Genomic DNA, 17,580 nt, shown 5'->3' with positions numbered 1-17,580 from the left:
GTTTATTAATTCATTGTATAATAGGGAGTTATTTTGTATATTTGAGCATTAAAAACAGCATAATATTCCTCCCATGGCATACCAATCCAAGAATACCGATGAGCATGTAACATTTGCAGACGCACTCCTTTCAAAGCGTTATCGCAAAGCACAAAACGACTTCCTCAATCAGGTTGACACGCTTATCGATTGGCGTCCGATCAGGACGCTGATCAACAAGAAATACACGAAGCGACAAAATGCCATCGGCGCCCCGGCTTATGACGTGATTCTCTTATTCAAGATGTTGCTTTTGGAGACATGGTACAACCTCAGTGATTGTGCTTTGGAGGAGCGCATCAATGATTCAATCACCTTTTCCCGATTCTTGGGGCTGAAGATGGAAGAGGTATCTCCCGACCACAGCACCATCAGTCGATTTCGTTCGGCACTGACAGAGTTGGGTCTCATGGACAAACTATTGGCGCAGTTTAACAAACAACTTTCCCGCCATCACATTTCGGTCAGGGAAGGGGTGCTTGTGGATGCAAGCCTTGTGGAGACGCCGCATAAACCCAACGGAAGCATTACGATTGAAGTCGCAGACGACAGAGAAGACAATCGGAGCGAGGCGGAAAAAGAGGCAGAGGAGGATTATCAAAAACAGGTTGTCCGTCAACGTAAAGGGACGGATGAAGAAGCCCGTTGGGTGTACAAACAAAAGCGTTATCACTACGGATACAAAAAGCATTGTCTGACCAATGTTCAAGGCATTGTTCAAAAGGTGATAACGACAGCAGCGAACCGCAGTGACACAAAGGAGTTTATTCCGCTATTGGAGGGTGCAAACATACCTCAAGGCACAGCCGTCTTGGCGGACAAAGGATATGCTTGCGGGGAAAATCGTTCCTACCTGCAAACCCATCACCTTCAAGACGGCATCATGCACAAGGCACAACGCAACAGGGCATTGACCGAGGAAGAGAAGCAACGAAACAAAGCAATCGGTCCGATACGGAGCACCATCGAACGCACCTTTGGCAGTATTCGCCGGTGGTTTCATGGCGGACGATGTCGATACCGGGGACTTGCCAAGACCCATACTCAAAACATTCTTGAAAGCATCGCCTTTAATTTATACAGAACCCCGGGGATAATTATGTCCTCATCCGTAGGATAAGGCATAACCACCCTTGAGGAGCTCGTACAAGTAGCTCCTCAAAGGGGGGATTTACAACTACTTTCACTCCTTACTGCCACCCCTTTCACTCGCTCCTTTTATGCCAAGAACTCCTCTTCCCTCCATCTCCTTATTTTTCAAAGGTCTCAAAATATGCAATTCAAGAGGGCGGTATTAGTATTAATACTGAAACCATTCAAGATATTCTGGGCATTGTTTCAGTGGTAAAAGAGCCTCAAATTCCTTTCCCGCAAGCAGATAGTTTCGAACGCGTAATCAATCTTTGTGAGCTTTTGAAACAAAGAGGTTTTATCAGCAAATATGATATTACTCAAAATTACGATTTTGACCACCGACAGACCGATTACTATTCAAACGCCGCAAAGTATTTAGGATTAATAAAAGATGCTCGCGAAAACAGAAATATCGGATACACATTAACTCAAAAAGGGCTACAGGTATTTAATCCGTCTATTTCTATTGTTAATAGACAGTTAGAGTTTGTAAAACTCATATTAGAGCATGCAGCATTTCAAGAAACACTAAAACTATATTTTGACAAGGGAGAGGTCCCTACAAAGGACGAAGTGGTTGTAATAATGAAAAATAACGGATTATATAAGATTGATTCAGATACAACATACAAACGAAGGGCTGCGACGATTATTTCTTGGATAAATTGGATTTTAGGATTAATCGAGTAATAATTAAAAAGGTTTATTGTGGTTTGCAAACAACATCATCGTTATGATCCACAGCACAACAATTTACCAGTGGATCAAGGTGGAGCAGGAAGACATCGTTGTGCCGGATGTGCTTATGAAAAAGGGTACAGAGAAGGATTGATACGCAGAGAGCATTTGAATTTGGAATTAGATTCATTGCCAGAGAGTCAAGCAGGAACAGTTAGGCACAAAAGTCCTCATGCTGCTTATGCCGCTGGGTATTTAGCGGGAGTAGAAGACTCTTATAAGGATACGAATAGCTAAGGGAGCGAACAAACATCCCCATTGAAATACAAAGCCCGTGAAGTCCGAAATAAAACTTCACGGACTTCGTGTTTCGTCTAGCAGAAGCGTGAAAAACGGCTTTCAGTTAGTCTTTTTTTCGTTTTTGCAGTCGTCCTTGATTATTTGCGGAGGGCTGCGCGTAGGACGTCGAGGCTCTCCTTGCTATAGCCGCGACTCTCGGCTGCGGCGTAATCGTCGGCCGCCGCTTTCTTGTCGCCTATGGCGGCGTTGATCTCGCCTCGCAGCACGAAGAGGGAGGCGGCAGGCGGTGTGGCGCATTCGAAGGCTTTGTTGATGTCGCGCAGGGCGTAGCCTTTCATTCCCTTGTTCAGGAAGAGGCGGGCGCGCCCTTCGTAGGCTGCGGCGTTTTTCGGGAGTTTGTCTATCACGTAGTTGTAGAGCCGTTCGGCTTTGTCGTATTCGCCTTTCATCGTTGCCACCAGGGCGATGCCGAGACGGGCTTTGAGCGAGGAGTCATTGATGCGGAGGATTTCTTCCAGATCCGACTCGGCATCGCCGTACATTCCTTTGGCCAGGTAGAGCATGGCTCTGCCGTAGTGGAAGATCTCGTTGTCCGGCTCTGCCCTGAGCAGTTCGTTGTAGTCGAATATGGCTTCGTCCGTCCGTCCCATTTCGGTCAGGAGCATGGCTCTGTTCGTGCGCAGGAGCTTGTCGTCGGGGAGCTTTTGCAGGGCTGCGCTGTAGGTGAGCAGGGCTTCTTCCGGCTTGCCCTGTCTCTGCTGGATGGCACCGAGGTTGTTCATCAGGGCATAGCCGGAGGGCAGGTCGGGATAGGCTTTGATGGCCTGACGGAGTGCTTGCTCGGCCAGCTCGAGGTTGCCCTGTCCGAGGGCTTCGAAGGAGCGGTCGATGAGCCGTGTGTAGTCTGCCGGCAGGCTGTCCTGTCGGGCGGTAGTTGGCTGTCCGAAGAGTGGCGGCAGAAGGGTCGAAAAGAGCAGGCAAAGGGCCGAAAGCCGAAGGATGCGCAGGAATCTATCCGTCATAATTTCTATATTTTTGTCCGTGACAGTGCGGAAAGCATACCGGCCGACAGCGTCTCGGCCGGTCTTTCCGCCTCTATTAACGACATAAAAGTAACGAATAGTATGGGTTTGAAAATCCTTTTCCCACTGCAAAATCTTCCCGTTGATACAACTAAAGTCAATAAAATAGCAGAAGTCGTTTCGCCCGAAGCACTCAAGCAAATCAAAGAGATCAAGCCTTCGCAATGGACGGAGCTGCTCACGCAGTGGGGCGGCAAGGCGTTGAGCTTCGGTATCAAGGTGCTCATCGCCCTGGTGGCTTTCTATCTGGGCAAGCTGCTGCTGAATGCTCTTGTCAAGTGGCTCGATCGGATCATGGTTCGTCGTTCGTTCGAGCCGGCAGCGCGTACTTTCCTTCGCTCCTTTGCCAATATCGGGGGCTTTGTGCTGCTGATCGTCATCATTATCTCCACATTGGGTTTCCAACCGGTTTCGCTCGCGGCCTTGCTGGCTTCGGTGGGTGTGGCTGTCGGGATGGGTCTGAGCGGACAGCTTCAGAATCTGGCCGGCGGTCTGATCGTGCTGCTGACTAAACCGTTCAAAGTGGGGGACTACATCGTCTCCAACAACGTGGAAGGGGTCGTGGATGGCGTGACGCTTTTCCACACCACGGTAATGACGTTCGAGAACAAGTACATCTTCATCCCCAATGGCTTACTCAGCAGCAATGTGATCATCAACTACAGCCGCATGGCGGTGCGTCGGAACGAATGGATCATCGGGATCGAATACAACGAGGACTTCGATCGGGTGAAAACGCTGCTGCTGCGTCTGATCGATGAGGAACCGCGTATTATCAAAGACCCCCTCCCCGCCGTGGTCTTGAAGGAATTGGCCGACAGCTCTGTGAGGGTGATGGCACGTGCATGGTGTGCGACGGACGACCTGTGGAATGTTTACTGGGATATAAACGAACGAATCTATAGCGAATTCAATCGTCAGGGTATAGCATTCCCGTTCCCGCAGCTTACGATACACGGATCCGCCGCCGGGCAGGAGCGAAGGGGGAAAAGTACGGAAGCTCAATCGCCGGAGAACGTCTCCACCAATACCTCCCTGTAAGAGTTGAAGATCTTGGATTTGGACACGAATCCGAGATAACATCCCTGCTCGTCTATGACAGGCAGGTTCCAAGCCTTGGTGTCGTCGAAGATCCGCATGATGGTCTCCATGGACATCGTATTGACTATTTTGGCCGGAGGAGAAACCATGAAGCGGCTGACCTTGAATCTCTCATACAGCTCCGGCCGGAACATGATATTGCGGATATTGTCCAGCAATACCAGCCCCATCAGCAGGTTGTTCTCGTCCAGGACGGGGAAGACATTGCGATGGCTGATACCGAACACGTGTACGACATCTCCCAGAGTCATATCGGGTTTGACCGGTTCGAAATCCTTTTCTATCACCGCATCCAGCGTCATAAGCGTCAGCACGGCCTTGTCTTTCTGATGCGTCAGCAGCTTTCCTTTCTGTGCCAAACGGAGCGAATAGATGCTGTGCGGCATGAAAAGGCGGATGGTGGCGTACGAACTCGTACTCACGAGCATGAGCGGAAGGAAAAGATTGTATCCGCCGGTCAGCTCGGCGATCAGGAAAATACCTGTCAGCGGCGCGTGCATGACCGCGGCCATCACTCCGGCCATGCCGAGGAGAGCAAAGTTTTTCTGTGGCAGATAGACCTCGATGAAGGGAAAGAAGTTCAGCGCATAGGCAAAGATGAATCCGCTCAGTGCTCCCATGAACAGACTGGGCGCGAAAAGTCCGCCGCAGCCTCCGCCCGAATTGGTGGCTACGGAAGCGAACACCTTCGTGATGATGATAAATCCGAGGAAAACGAACAGCACCCAATAGGAATTGGAATACGGCTCGAACAGGCTGCCATCCATCAAAGAGCTGTACTGGCCGCCGAGCAGGGCGTTGATCGTATCGTAGCCCTCACCGTATAGCGGAGGGAAAAGGAAGATCAGACCGCAGAGGATAAAGGCTGATATGAGGTAGCGTTGGCGATAGTGTGGAAAGTTCTTGAGTTTGCTCTCGAAGACGAACATGACCTTGGAGAAGTAGAAAGATACCAGTCCGCAGAATACACCCAGTAGCAGAGCATAGGGGATGCGATCCATCGAAAAAGGATCGTTGAGCGTAAAGCTGAACATGGCTCCCTGCCCCGTGATAATATAGGATACGGCGGCGGCACTGACCGAGCTGATCAGCAGCGGCAGCACGGACGACATGGTCAGATCCAGCAGGAGGACTTCGATGACGAATACCAACCCCGTGATCGGAGCCTTGAAGATCCCCGAAATGGCACCTGCGGCCCCACACCCCACGAGGAGCATCAGCGTCTTCTGCTCCATGCGGAAGAGCCGGCCGAGGTTGGAGCCGATGGCAGCCCCCGTCAGTACGATGGGGGATTCGGCTCCGACCGATCCGCCGAAGCCGATCGTAATGGAACTGGCTGCAAGCGAGCTCCACATATTGTGCGGCTTGATGCGGCTTTTGCGCTGAGAGATCGCAAACAAAATCTTCGTCACCCCATGGCCGATGTCGTCCCGAACCACGTAGCGCACAAATAGCCACGTGATCAAAATACCCACGACGGGGAAAATGAGATAGAGATAGCTCGTTTCGCGAATGCGGTCGAATGCGAAGTGCTGGATGATGTGTATCGTATTCTTGAGCAGAACGGCGGCAAAAGCCGAGAGGATACCGATAATGAGGCTCAAGATGATGAGAAAAAGCCTTTCGTTTATGTGCCTTTCGCGCCAAAGGAGGAAGTGCAAGAACCACCCGTAGCGACTCGTTTCCTTATCCTTCATTTCCCCAATCCTTTAAAAATCGTTTGGCAAGTATATAACAGTACTTCTATATCCAGCCTGAGGCTCATATTCTCGTAGTACAGAAAATCGTATTGCAGGCGTTCCAGCATTTCATCCAGAGTGGAAGCATAGCCGTATCGTACCATGCCCCAGGAGGTGATGCCCGGACGGACATTGTGCAGCAGATAGTAGTAGGGAGCACGCTCCACGAGTTGCCGGATGTAGAAAGCCCGTTCGGGGCGCGGCCCCACGAAGCTCATATCGCCCCGAAGCACATTCCAGAACTGAGGCAATTCGTCCATCCGGTATTTGCGCAAGATGCGCCCGATGGGTGTGACCCGCGAATCGCCATCGAAGCTGAGACTCGGGCCGTCCTTCTCGGCATCGAGGTACATGGTGCGAAACTTATAGATCGTAAACGGCCGGCCGTGAAGTCCGATACGCTCCTGTCCGAAGAAGACGGGGCCTCTCGACGAACGCTTGACCAGAACGGCGATCACGGCATAGACCGGAATCAGCAGAATCAACATCAAAAGGGAGAACAGCCGGTCGGCGAACCACTTGATGCTCTTGGCGCATTCGCTCATGTTGGTGGCCGTCATGTCCACCATAGGCTCTCCTTTCATCCCCTGTACATTTACTTTGGCTCCGGCGAAAAGCATGCTGCGCATCGGCACGCATACCGGCATGTGGAAGGGATAGAGCTGGTAAAGGAGCAGACTGATGAAGCTGGCATCGGGGCAATCCACGGCGAGGATGATCTGATGGGGCTTGCTCTCTTTCACCGCTTCGGCGACAAGCGTGGCAAAGGACTTGAGCGACTGCTCGAATCCCTCTCTCGTCGTCGGAGGGACGAAGTGGAGCCGCGTGGTGGCCATGTCGTTTACGGACTTCAGCCACGAAGCCGTCTCTTCGGCTATCGTGCCGCTCCCGATGAGCAGCACCCGATGATAACCCTTTGTCTTTTTTCGCTCTTTGATGCCGAAGGTCGTCACCCATAGACGGGGGAAATATACCCAAGGCAACACAGTCGCCACCATCATAAAGAAGAGCCGCAGGTAGAGCGCCGTGTCGTGTACGATGTCGTCCACCACGAGCAGCAGAAAGACGACGACGGATCCGACCAGCACCGACGCCACGGTCGTCAGCAGTTCGGATATTCGGCTTTTGGCTATGGGTTTGTTGTAGTATCCCGAGAGGGCGAAGAGAGAGAGCCAGAAAAGCAGATAGAGGATCCCCACCCACAGGCTCTTGGCGTTGAAGAGATATTCGGACAGAGTGGAGTATATGCGCTCTTGCTCTTCCGTGAGGTAACGCAGCGTATTGTAGCTCAAATAGGAAGCCACAATACCGAAGACATCTGCCAGCAGATAGCGCAGGCGGTGTAGCTGCATACGTGTCATTGGCGGATCACCTCCACTTCTCCCCTTGTGCCGAGTCGAATGATCGAAGAGGCCTGACCGGCCGGCTCTTCGCGCCGGCACTCCACTATATAATCCACACCGTCTAAGATGGCCGGAGCGATCTCGCCGAAAGTCCGTGCCGAGGGTTGGCCGCTGATATTGGCCGACGTGGATACTATGGGGACGCGCATCAGTCTGCATAGCTCGGCAGAGAAGGTTTCACGCGTCAGGCGAATACCCAGCGATCCGTCCGAAGCGATGAGTGCCGGCACCACGCCTTTGGCCTGAGGATAGATGATGGTCAGCGGTTTGGTCGTCAGCTCGATCAGATCCCAGGCCAACTCCGGCACTTCGTCCATGAGGCCTTGGAGCTTCGCTTCCGAATCGATGAGGACGAGCATGCTCTTGCTGTCCGCTCTTTCTTTCAGCCGGTAAATCCGCCGGACGGCTTCCTCGTTCGTGGCATCGCAGCCTATTCCCCAAATGGTATCTGTCGGGTAAAGGATGATGCCGCCTTTGCGCATGACTTCGGCGGCTTTCTTCGCTTCACTTCTCTGAATATCGTTGAGCATATCGATGGGTATATCTCTATTTTTTCGAGAGAGCCGAGTGCGCTCACTCCTTCACGGGCAAAAGTATGAATATCTGCCGTATCAATGCTTTAATATGTCATTTCTTAGTCTTCATCGGTTATTTCTGTCTGTTTCTTTATTTTATAAATGATCAGTTCCGGCCGGAGAAAGTTTTTTCTGCAGTACGGAAAAGTTGGAAAGCCGTCCTGCAATTCTTTATTCAAAGGTTTCGGATATATAAACAAAGCTTTTGAACATATATCCAAAGACTTTATTTACATATCCGAAGGCTTCGGATAGAGATTTTCCGGCCGGATAATTTATTTTTGTCGGTTGTCGGGAAAATTTTTCCCGGCCCGGAAGAAAACAATTGACCGGCGATGAGTAAACCGATATAGCTGTACAGAAGAAATGGCCAAGTTTGTGATGAGAGAAATGCCCGATATGCAAGGCAAGGGCAAGCGGACGATGTATCCGAAAATGATCAGCCGAGGCACGATGGGGCTGGACGAGATAGCCGATCTGATTTCCTCCCAATCGACATTCTCCCCGGGTGAAGTCAAAGGGTTGGTTACGGCCTTGGCTCGGACGATAGCCCACGGCGTGGCTTCGGGATATACGGTGAAGATAGAGGAGATCGGCTCTTTCTCCGCTTCGCTCACCTTGCACAAAGGCGTAGAACCCGAGGAGGCCGAAGGCGGCACACGCCGCAATGCCGCCAGCGTGACGATAGGAGGTGTCAATTTCCGCCCCGACAAGGCATTGATTCTCGAGGCTCGTACTCGCGTTCATCTGGTGCGAACTACGGTACGCCGTCCCCGTCGGCCCAATTTGACTCGCGAAGAGCGGCTGGCCTTGGCCTTGCGCCATCTCGATGGCCATAGCTTGCTCAAGGTGGCCGATTATTGCAGACTTACGGGGCTGGGACGTACCGCTGCCGCGGAAGAATTGCGCGCTTTCGATCGCGAGGGTCTGATCGACTCCACGGGGAGCGGCACACATAAGGAATATATTATAAGGAACAAAGCCGGGATCTGACAAGGCGGGAAGACGACCGTTACGGGCTTTTTGCGTTCTTAAGAATTGCGCTATTTTTGTGTGTGCAAAGAAAGATGTGTCGGATAGGCGAACCTTGCTCTTGCCCAGTTGAGAGTCCGAGTCGTTGCCGGGAGACAGAGAGAGAAAGGTATTCGCCGATTTTTTTTGTGCAGTCTAACCTCATAACATAGATTTAATGAGTCTTATCTTTACCGCCATTGTCGTATTTCTTTTCATCCTTGCTATATTCGACTTGATTGTGGGTGTCAGCAACGATGCGGTCAACTTCCTCAATTCTGCCATCGGAGCCAAGGCTGCTCCATTCAAGATCATCGTCGGTGTGGCAGCGTTGGGGGTTTTTTGTGGCGCAGCCATGAACAACGGCATGATGGAGATTGCCCGACACGGGATTTTCAGGCCGGAACATTACACTTTCAGCGAATTGATGGTCGTATTTCTGTCGGTGGTGATCACCGATGTCGTCCTGATGGATATGTTCAATTCGCTCGGCATGCCTACCTCTACGACCGTCTCACTCATTTTCGAGCTGTTAGGCGGTTCTTTTTTTATGGCCATGACCAAGGTGGGCGGTACGGTCGGCTTTCAGGATCTTCTCAATACGGAGAAAGCTCTTTCTGTCATATTGGGTATCTTCCTTTCGGTGGGAATTGCTTTCTTCTTCGGGATGGTCGTTCAGTATCTGAGCCGTTTGCTCTTTACCTTTAATTACAGGCGGAATCTCCGATGGCTGGCCGGCCTTTTCGGCGGAGTCGCGGTTACATCCATCATTTATTTCATGCTCATCAAAGGGCTGAAGGGCGTGTCCTTTATGACCGAAGAATCCACGGCTTGGATAGCTGCCAATACGGGCAGGCTGGTATTGTACTGTCTGGTCGTTTCCATTATCCTGATGCAGGTGCTGTATTGGCTACGGGTCAATGTCTTCAAGGTGATCGTCCTCTTGGGTACCTTCGCTTTGGCGATGGCTTTTGCCGGCAACGACTTGGTGAACTTTATCGGTGTGCCGCTGGCCGGCTATTCCTCTTATTTGGACTTCAATGCCAACGGAAACGGGCAGTACGATACTTATCTGATGGGAGCCTTGAACGAACCGGCTTCCACTCCCGTATATTTCCTCGTGGCTGCCGGTATCGTAATGGTATATGCGCTGATTACATCGAAGAAGGCTCACAACGTGATCAAGACTTCGGTGGATCTGGCGCGTCAGGAGGAAGGTGAGGAGATGTTCGGCTCCTCGGGTTTGGCCCGGAGTATCGTGCGTTTCAGCACCACGACGGCCAATGCCGTGTCCCGTATAATTCCTCGTCCCGTAGGTCGGTGGATAGACAGTCGCTTCAATCAGGACGAACTGATCATGGCCAAGGGCGCGGCTTTCGATTTGGTGCGCGCTTCGGTCAATCTTGTTCTTGCCGGACTGCTCATCGCCTTCGGTACTTCGCTCAGGCTTCCCCTCTCCACCACCTATGTGGCTTTTATGGTGGCTATGGGTACTTCTTTGGCGGACAGGGCATGGAGCCGGGAGAGTGCGGTATTCCGTATCACGGGGGTATTCAGTGTGATAGGCGGTTGGTTTATCACTGCCGGTGCAGCCTTTATTCTCTGCTTCCTCGTTACGATGGTGAATCATTTCGGAGGCTATCCGGCGATGGCAGGAATGATCATCTTGGCGATCTTCTTGCTTGTCCGTAGTCATATTCGTTTCGATAAGAAGAAAAAGAGCGAAACGAAGGACACTGTCTTTATCGACATGATGGCTTCGCACGACAAAGAAGAGATTTGGCAACTGCTGGCCAAACATATTTGTCAGAAGCAGTTGGCTTTGCTCGACTTCGCCGAGAACAACTATATGCAGATGACCGATGGCTTCATCAACGAGGATTTGAAGAGGCTTCGCCGCTCGATCAACGACCAGAATGCGGAGCGGCAGATGCTCAAGGTGAACCGCAGGAAAGAAACCCTCGGCATCCGTCGGATCGAAGAAGCCAAGTCCGTGGTCAAGAATACATGGTTCCATCTCGGTTGTAATAGTTGCGAGCAAATCGTATTTTGTCTCAAGCGTATTGCCGAGCCGTGTAAGGAGCATGTGGACAACAACTTCAATCCGCTGCCCAAGGTCTGTGTATCCGAATTTCTTGCTGCACGCGAAAAACTCATTCTCTATATCAAAGAGGCCAAGCTGATCGTGTCCAACGAAACGGATGAGATCTTGGATCCGATGACTTACCGCGGCAAGGACATCAAGAAAGAGCTAAAGCAGCTTCGCAAGACACAGCTTAGCCGCATTCAGCAGGGGGCGAGCAGTCTGAAGATTTCTCTCGTCTATCTGAATCTCTTGCAGGAGTCGCAGCAGTTGGTGAATATATTGGACGATCTGATCCACGCCACGGAGAAGCTGTTCGACCCTGTAGCCCGGATCGGCACGGACGAAGAATTTTTCAACTGACGGCCGATTGCTCTGTTTTTTCCTCACTGTGCATCCCCTGATAAAGGGTCTTCCGAATACATTAATAGGATGTAATAACGGAGGATCAGGGATAAATAATTGATAAAAGCTTGTGGAAGAGAAAAAAAATGCCTTACTTTGCAACCCGATTATGACCGCTTTATGATGCTACAAGCAGTCCTAACGAACTGGAACGATAAATAAACTAATAACGAAATAGCAATGTCAAAGATTTGTCAGATTACCGGCAAAAAGGCAATGGTTGGCAACAACGTTTCTCACTCCAAGAGAAGGACAAAACGAGTATTCGATGTCAACTTGTTCAGAAAGAAGTTCTATTGGGTAGAACAGGATTGCTGGGTTGTTTTGAGGATATCGGCTGCCGGGCTGCGCCTCATCAACAAAATCGGTCTCGACGCTGCCATCAAGCGCGCGGCCGAGAAGGGCTTCTTAAACGCATAATCAAGGGAGATATTCTGTCATGGCAAAGAAAGTAAAAGGCAATCGGGTGCAGGTTATCCTTGAATGCACCGAGCATAAGGAGAGTGGTATGCCGGGTATTTCTCGTTACATCACCACCAAGAATAGAAAAAATACGACTCAGCGTCTGGAACTCAAGAAGTACAACCCCATCCTGAGACGTATGACCCTTCATAAGGAAATCAAATAATAAAGAGGAGATCAGACAATGGCAAAAAAATCGGTTGCAACATTTAAGAAAGGTGATGGCCGTACCTACTCCAAGGTAATCAAGATGGTCAAGTCTCCTAAGACGGGTGCCTATACCTTCCAGGAAGAGATGGTCCCGAACGAAGCTGTAAAAGACTTCTTTAAGTAAGGTTTTTTCCTTTTGAATAATATAGAGTGCGATAAGCATTCTCAGTGAAGCCCCTTCTATTACACTATAGGGGCTTTATTTTTTTATCGATCGATCAAGATTGACAATGAAAACAAACAATTATTCCCTGCTATTTGTCTCTATCTCTCTTGTCTTTTTGTCGTTCTTTCCAGCAAAGGCACAGGCCGTACACCCGAGGATTGAAGCAGGGCTGGGTTTGTTGAAGGAGGGGCTGCCCCTTTTCTCTATACCTTCCATAGGCTGTCTTTTTCGAATGACGAGAAAAACTCTGTATCGAACCATCGGTCGGCTATTATCTATGGGTAGCTCCAAAGCATCAGGTGTCGGGCGGAACGCGGATGGCGAATTTGGCCTTTCATTTCTGAACGTTCTTGATCTTCACTCTTTTGAGTCATCCCAAAAAATGTTGTAGAAAGACTTAACATAGCGGGAAAAAGTTATTTTTGTTTCCACTTGAGTGGATTTACCTTTCACACCTATCATCCTTTTAATAGAAATCATCTGTAAGAATATTACTATGCAATGGCAAGAACTTTACCGTCAGCGTGTTTGCTCTGCAGACGAAGCTGTCGTGGACTCTCTTAAACCGGGAACGAAAGTTGTATTCGGTCATGCTGCTGCTGCGCCTGTCCGTTTCTCTCAGGCTATGTACCGCCAGCGTGAAAGGTTGGAGAATATCACAGTTTTCCACATGTTGTATTTCGGCGACGCGCCGCACCTTGCTCCCGAAATGCGTTCGCATGTACACCCGACTCTCAACTTCCTTGAGGGCAACTCCCGTCCGGCAAGCCGTGACCGTCGTGTCGATTTCATTCCCTGCCACTTCCACGAGGTACCGGAACTGTTTCGTCAGGGATTCTTTCCATTGGATGTAGCCGTAGTGCAGGTATCTACTCCTAACGAAGAGGGTTATTGCTCTTTCGGAGTTTCCTGCGACTACACAAAGGCTGCCGCCGAGTGCGCTCCGGTAGTAGTAGCCGAGGTGAACAAGCAAATGCCATTCATCGGTGGTGAAAACCTGATTCACATCTCCAATCTGACCCATATCATCGAAGTGGATGAGCCGATTGCAGAAGTATTGCCTCCTGCTATCAGCGACCTTGAGCTGAGGATAGGTCAGAATTGTGCCTCACTGATCAAAGACGGCGATACCCTCCAGTTGGGTATCGGCGGTATCCCCGACGCTGTGTTGCGTGCATTGGAAGGGCATAAAGATCTCGGTATTCACACGGAAATGTTTACCGACGGAGTGATGCGTATGATTCGCAAGGGGATTATCAACGGGAAGAAAAAAACATTGCATCCCGAAAAAGTCGTTACCTCGCTAATCTTCGGATCGAAAGAATTGTACGATTTTGTCAATAACAATCCGGTGATAGAATGCTATCCGGTGGATTATATCAACAACCCCGATGTTATCGGCAAGAATGACCGCATGGTTTCTATCAATTCCTGCTTGGAGATGGATCTTATGGGGCAGGCGGCTTCTGAGTCGATCGGGTACGAACAGTTCAGTGGATCCGGAGGTCAAGTCGATTTCCTTCGTGGGGCCAAGCGTTCCAAGGGAGGAATCTCCATTATGGCTTTCCCCAGTACGGCCAAGAAAGGGACTGAGAGTCGCATCGTTCCCATTCTGAAAGAGGGTGCTTGTGTCACGACCGGCCGTAACGAAGTGGACTATGTGGTGACGGAATATGGCGTAGCGCGTCTGCGTGGCGCAACGCTTCGTCAGCGTGCTGAAGCCTTGACTGCTATAGCACATCCCGATTTCCGACCGGCCCTTGAGGAGGAAATCCGCCGACGCTTCGAATAAGTCGGAAGGATTTTAGGCCTTATATAAACGGATTCGAAGCCATGTACAACTACACTGTGTACATGGCTTCGTATGTTTAACGTGAGTTCAATGTAAGCGATATGGTGCCGATTCTCTCTTGATGGGATATTGACTATAACCGAATCAGAAAATGAAAGGGAAAAAGTTTGACGTCTCATCGGACGTCGGAGCCCCTCGAAGCTGAAACCTCTCAACAGACAAATGAAATACATTGACAAACAGCATATTGCATATTTTTCTTGGATCGAATCCGCATTGTTTTATAGCCGTTCGGAACATACGCCGAAAGGGGGTCGAGCTACGCCCTACAGCGACTCGGGCTACGCCGTAGAGCGTACCGAGCTGTGCTCTACGGCTCTTCGAGCTACGCTGTAGGGCTCACCGCGCCGGGCTCTACGGCTCAGCTCGGCCACCTCTACGGCTCACGGAGCGGAACTCTACGGCTCGGCTCGCTACGCTGTAGAGCGTACCTCGCTGAGCTCTACAGCGTAGCTCGAAGAGCCGTACGGGATAGCTCGCCATCCTCTATGGTGTACCGCCATCTGCCCTATGGTATAGCCCATCTTTCTGTACGGACTGTAACATTACGTCGAACAGACGTTATGTTTAAGGTCAGGATGTAGGAAGTACCTCGGAGGATTGGATTGAGCGGATAGCGATAACATCCGATACGGTCGGCGGAAGGAACCGGGATGTCTCCTAACGACGGATTTGTCCGGTGGTACGTGCCCAACGAATGGTCTCGGCCAAACCTTGCTCCAGATTATAGCGAGGAGAAAAACCGATTGCCCTGATCGGAGAAGAGTCGCACCGCCAGTTGCGTTGGGCTATGATGGCGTATTTATCGAGGTTAAGCGGTGTCAATGTGCCACTGATGTCTGCCCATTTTTGGCCGATATAGCAGGTGGCTTTTACTAAAGGCAGAGGAATACGCAAATGGCATACGTTTTTTCTGCCGAGCAGGTGTTGGATCATTCGTCCGAACTCTATATCGGTGTATTCGTTTCCATCCGATACTATATACTTCTGCCCTGCTGCATCGGGGTGTTCGGCTGCGATGAAAACTGCTGAGGCCAGATCCTCTGCGTAAATAAAAGTCAGTGTTTGCGGCGTACTACCCGTGGAGAAATCGAATCCCTTATCGACGCTGCGGATTGCCATCAGATAGTCTTGGTCATGAGGTCCATAGACTCCTGTGGGTTGTATTATGGTATAAGGTATTGTGACAAAGGTTCGCACATATTGCTCCGCCAGCAACTTGCTCTCTCCATAGGCAGTTGTAGGTTTGGGTACGGAAGAGGAGGAAAGGGGTTGGCAGTCGTCGGGAGGAGCTCCATAGCTACCCATACTGCTCATCAGGACAAAGCGTTCGGGGGAGTGCTTCGCCCCTTGTAATCCTATCAGAAAACGCTTGGTCTGCTCTGCATTGATCTCTCTGAAAAGCGAGGTGTCACGAGCTTTGGTTATACCGGCGTTGTGGATAACCAAGTGCCATGCGGATTCACCTTCGGGAGCTATCTTATCAGCCAAGCGAGCAATATCGGACGGGTCGCGGTAGTCGATCTCTATAAATCGGATCCGGCTGTCTGTCAGGCGTGAGCGATCGCTGTGGGGACGCACAGCCGCCCACACTTCATATTGACGGCGCAGGGCTTCATCGACCAGATAGCCGCCGATGAAGCCCGTTGCTCCCGTGATGAGAACTCGCTTGTTCCCCACGTCTTATTTTCTTATTGCTTGGAATCCTTCCCCATATACCCCTCTCACTACGGATTCGGATACAAAGGCTTTGGGGTCGATCTCCTGAATGATTCTGTGGATGGATAGGCTTTGTGTCTTGCGTGCAACGACCACAAGAACTTTACAAGGTTGGCCGGAATAGCCTCCTGTCGCATCCAGCAGGGTACACCCCCTTTTGATGCGCTCTTGAATGGCATTGCTGAGTTCTTCGTTTTTGAGACTGAAGATGAGGAATTGCACGGACTGTCTATTCGAATTGAGATACCAATCCAAGACTGTAGATACGAGGATAACCTCTATGGCCGAATAGATAAGCAGGTTGAAAGCATCGGAAGGTGACTTGCCGGCGATGTAGACATTGACCAGATACGAGCACAAAATAATGGTACAGTCCACCAGTAGAATGGCGCGTCCGAACGACATGTTCTTGTACTTGTTCATGATGGCTACGATAATATCGGTACCGCCCGTACTGGAGTTCACGGAGAATACTATCGCAATACCCAGACCGCTAAGAATGGAGCCGATCACCAGAGCTAAGGCCGGTTCATTCGGCAGTAGAAGAGGCGTAAAAACTTTTACGCCATTGACGATCTCCGTGACGACCAGATACTCTTCACCTATCGGGATGATAATGGCCATTATGACAACGCTTATGACCGTCTTGACCATGAAACGCCATCCCAAGAAGATCAGAGCGAGTACCGCTAATCCCAGATTGATGATATTGTACGGTATCGCAGCCGGAATACCCGTGGCGATCTTGATCAGAGTGGAGATACCGGCCAATCCTCCCGTGGTAATTCCTTGGGAAAGGATGAAGCCCGTCCACGCAAAAGCATAGATGGAGCATCCCAGAATAATAAGGATGTAGTCGTGGACTTTGTAATAGAGTTTTGAAGTTTTTGTAAGAGCCATAGCAATGATTATTTTCTTATCTGTTTTTTTTCTATTGGTTGAATCCTAAGTGAGTGAGAAGTTTAGTTCCCTTTCCGTGCCGAACGTCGCTTTTTCTTGTAAAACATTATCAGGAGTACTACTACGACGACTCCCATTATGGAGAACCCGATTTCGTGGCTGTACTTATTGACTTTCTCCAAAAGTTGCTCCTGCGTTTCTATGCCGGGCACTTTGGCCAGATTATAGCCTATTGCTGCCAATATGCAGTTCCAAATGCCGGCTCCGAGCATGGTGTAAGAGATAAAGGGCAGAAACTTCATACGTGCCAGTCCTGCCGGTATGGAAATTAACTGTCTGACGGCAGGAATCAAACGTCCTACCAGTGTGGAGACAGCTCCGTTCTTGTCGAAATATCGCTCTGCATATCGTACTTTCTCCTCGTTGATCAGACACAAATGCCCGAGCTTACTGTTGGCAAACGCGTAGACGATAGGGCGACCGAGCAATAGAGACAGTATATAGTTTACGGCAGCTCCTATTCCGGCACCGATGGTGGCGAACAGGATAACGAGGAAAACGTTCAGTCCATTTTGCCCCGTGGCAGCCATCCATGCAGCCGGGGGCACAATAATCTCTGACGGGAACGGAATAAACGAACTCTCGATGGCCATCAAAAACATGATAGTCCAATAGTTCAGGTGCGCGAGGCACCACTGAATAAATCCCATAGGTGTGAGTG

At 50.3% G+C, this 17,580-nt stretch carries 18 protein-coding genes and 1 pseudogene; 11 read left to right on the top strand and 8 right to left on the bottom strand.

Going from position 1 to position 17,580, the window contains the following annotated elements:
- Positions 1 to 73: 73 nt before the first annotated feature.
- The 3 genes and pseudogenes from PGN_RS09010 to PGN_RS09005 all read left to right on the top strand — a co-directional run bounded on the left by PGN_RS09010 (position 74) and on the right by PGN_RS09005 (position 1,863).
- Entirely contained in the window at positions 74 to 1,159 is a 1,086-nt protein-coding gene (locus PGN_RS09010; protein ID WP_012457330.1) for an IS5 family transposase, read from the top strand.
- A 3-nt stretch (positions 1,160 to 1,162) separates the two neighbouring features.
- Positions 1,163 to 1,337, top strand: a pseudogene (locus tag PGN_RS12185) (DNA methylase).
- 43 nt (positions 1,338 to 1,380) lie between these two features.
- Positions 1,381 to 1,863 (top strand): DUF7226 domain-containing protein, encoded by a 483-nt coding sequence (locus tag PGN_RS09005; RefSeq protein WP_230847026.1) that lies wholly within the window; start codon positions 1,381 to 1,383, stop codon positions 1,861 to 1,863.
- Positions 1,864 to 2,288: 425 nt separating this feature from the next.
- Here the strand turns inward: PGN_RS09005 and PGN_RS09000 are convergent, their stop codons facing one another.
- Complete coding sequence (locus PGN_RS09000) at positions 2,289 to 3,173, bottom strand: tetratricopeptide repeat protein (RefSeq protein WP_012458599.1); 885 nt, start codon at positions 3,171 to 3,173, stop codon at positions 2,289 to 2,291.
- Positions 3,174 to 3,275: 102 nt separating this feature from the next.
- On the opposite strand from PGN_RS09000, the gene PGN_RS08995 reads away from it, so the two are divergent.
- Positions 3,276 to 4,274, top strand: a complete 999-nt coding sequence (locus PGN_RS08995) for a mechanosensitive ion channel family protein (protein WP_012458598.1) — start codon at positions 3,276 to 3,278, stop codon at positions 4,272 to 4,274.
- Here the strand turns inward: PGN_RS08995 and PGN_RS08990 are convergent.
- From PGN_RS08990 to PGN_RS08980, 3 genes are read right to left on the bottom strand one after another with little or no spacing between them, the layout of a single operon-like run.
- Entirely contained in the window at positions 4,235 to 6,031 is a 1,797-nt protein-coding gene (locus PGN_RS08990; RefSeq protein WP_012458597.1) for a chloride channel protein, read from the bottom strand. The genes PGN_RS08995 and PGN_RS08990 overlap by 40 nt on opposite strands.
- A complete protein-coding gene (locus tag PGN_RS08985) occupies positions 6,028 to 7,434 on the bottom strand; it encodes a sugar transferase (protein WP_012458596.1) in 1,407 nt (468 codons plus the stop codon). Before PGN_RS08985 ends, PGN_RS08990 begins: the two co-directional genes overlap by 4 nt.
- Positions 7,431 to 8,006, bottom strand: coding sequence for an L-threonylcarbamoyladenylate synthase (locus PGN_RS08980; RefSeq protein WP_004583630.1), 576 nt, complete (start codon positions 8,004 to 8,006; stop codon positions 7,431 to 7,433). The genes PGN_RS08985 and PGN_RS08980 overlap by 4 nt, the downstream gene beginning before the upstream one ends.
- Positions 8,007 to 8,417: 411 nt before the next feature.
- Here PGN_RS08980 and PGN_RS08975 point away from each other — a divergent pair, with 411 nt between their 5' ends.
- The 7 genes from PGN_RS08975 to PGN_RS11640 all read left to right on the top strand — a co-directional run bounded on the left by PGN_RS08975 (position 8,418) and on the right by PGN_RS11640 (position 14,576).
- Positions 8,418 to 9,044: an HU family DNA-binding protein gene (locus PGN_RS08975; protein ID WP_043876336.1), complete on the top strand. Its 627-nt coding sequence runs from the start codon at positions 8,418 to 8,420 to the stop codon at positions 9,042 to 9,044.
- 196 nt (positions 9,045 to 9,240) lie between these two features.
- Positions 9,241 to 11,508, top strand: coding sequence for an inorganic phosphate transporter (locus tag PGN_RS08970; RefSeq protein ID WP_012458593.1), 2,268 nt, complete (start codon positions 9,241 to 9,243; stop codon positions 11,506 to 11,508).
- 222 nt (positions 11,509 to 11,730) lie between these two features.
- The gene (gene rpmB / locus PGN_RS08965) at positions 11,731 to 11,970 is read left to right on the top strand and encodes a 50S ribosomal protein L28 (RefSeq protein ID WP_004583624.1); all 240 of its coding nucleotides are present in this window, start codon (positions 11,731 to 11,733) and stop codon (positions 11,968 to 11,970) included.
- Between the two features lie 19 nt (positions 11,971 to 11,989).
- Entirely contained in the window at positions 11,990 to 12,178 is a 189-nt protein-coding gene (gene rpmG, locus PGN_RS08960) for a 50S ribosomal protein L33 (protein WP_004583623.1), read from the top strand.
- A gap of 18 nt (positions 12,179 to 12,196) precedes the next feature.
- Positions 12,197 to 12,346, top strand: a complete 150-nt coding sequence (locus tag PGN_RS10850) for a DUF4295 domain-containing protein (protein WP_004583622.1) — start codon at positions 12,197 to 12,199, stop codon at positions 12,344 to 12,346.
- A gap of 538 nt (positions 12,347 to 12,884) precedes the next feature.
- Positions 12,885 to 14,180, top strand: coding sequence for an acetyl-CoA hydrolase/transferase family protein (locus PGN_RS08950; RefSeq protein ID WP_012458592.1), 1,296 nt, complete (start codon positions 12,885 to 12,887; stop codon positions 14,178 to 14,180).
- A gap of 222 nt (positions 14,181 to 14,402) precedes the next feature.
- A complete protein-coding gene (locus tag PGN_RS11640; protein WP_012458591.1) occupies positions 14,403 to 14,576 on the top strand; it encodes a hypothetical protein in 174 nt (57 codons plus the stop codon).
- An 18-nt stretch (positions 14,577 to 14,594) separates the two neighbouring features.
- Here the strand turns inward: PGN_RS11640 and PGN_RS12125 are convergent, their stop codons facing one another.
- From PGN_RS12125 to PGN_RS08935, 4 genes are all read right to left on the bottom strand, one after another.
- A complete protein-coding gene (locus PGN_RS12125; RefSeq protein ID WP_257719865.1) occupies positions 14,595 to 14,723 on the bottom strand; it encodes a hypothetical protein in 129 nt (42 codons plus the stop codon).
- A 177-nt stretch (positions 14,724 to 14,900) separates the two neighbouring features.
- A complete protein-coding gene (locus PGN_RS08945; RefSeq protein ID WP_012458590.1) occupies positions 14,901 to 15,920 on the bottom strand; it encodes an NAD-dependent epimerase/dehydratase family protein in 1,020 nt (339 codons plus the stop codon).
- 3 nt (positions 15,921 to 15,923) lie between these two features.
- Complete coding sequence (locus PGN_RS08940; protein ID WP_004583615.1) at positions 15,924 to 16,859, bottom strand: YitT family protein; 936 nt, start codon at positions 16,857 to 16,859, stop codon at positions 15,924 to 15,926.
- 62 nt (positions 16,860 to 16,921) lie between these two features.
- Positions 16,922 to 17,569 carry a DedA family protein gene (locus PGN_RS08935; protein ID WP_010956453.1) on the bottom strand — a complete coding sequence of 216 codons (648 nt, stop codon included), beginning with the start codon at positions 17,567 to 17,569 and terminating at the stop codon, positions 16,922 to 16,924.
- Positions 17,570 to 17,580: the final 11 nt, after the last annotated feature.

The organism is Porphyromonas gingivalis ATCC 33277 (genome assembly GCF_000010505.1).
Classification (GTDB): domain Bacteria; phylum Bacteroidota; class Bacteroidia; order Bacteroidales; family Porphyromonadaceae; genus Porphyromonas; species Porphyromonas gingivalis.
The sequence above is the reverse complement of the archived record's forward strand: the minus strand, read 5'-3'. Positions and strand labels throughout refer to the sequence as shown.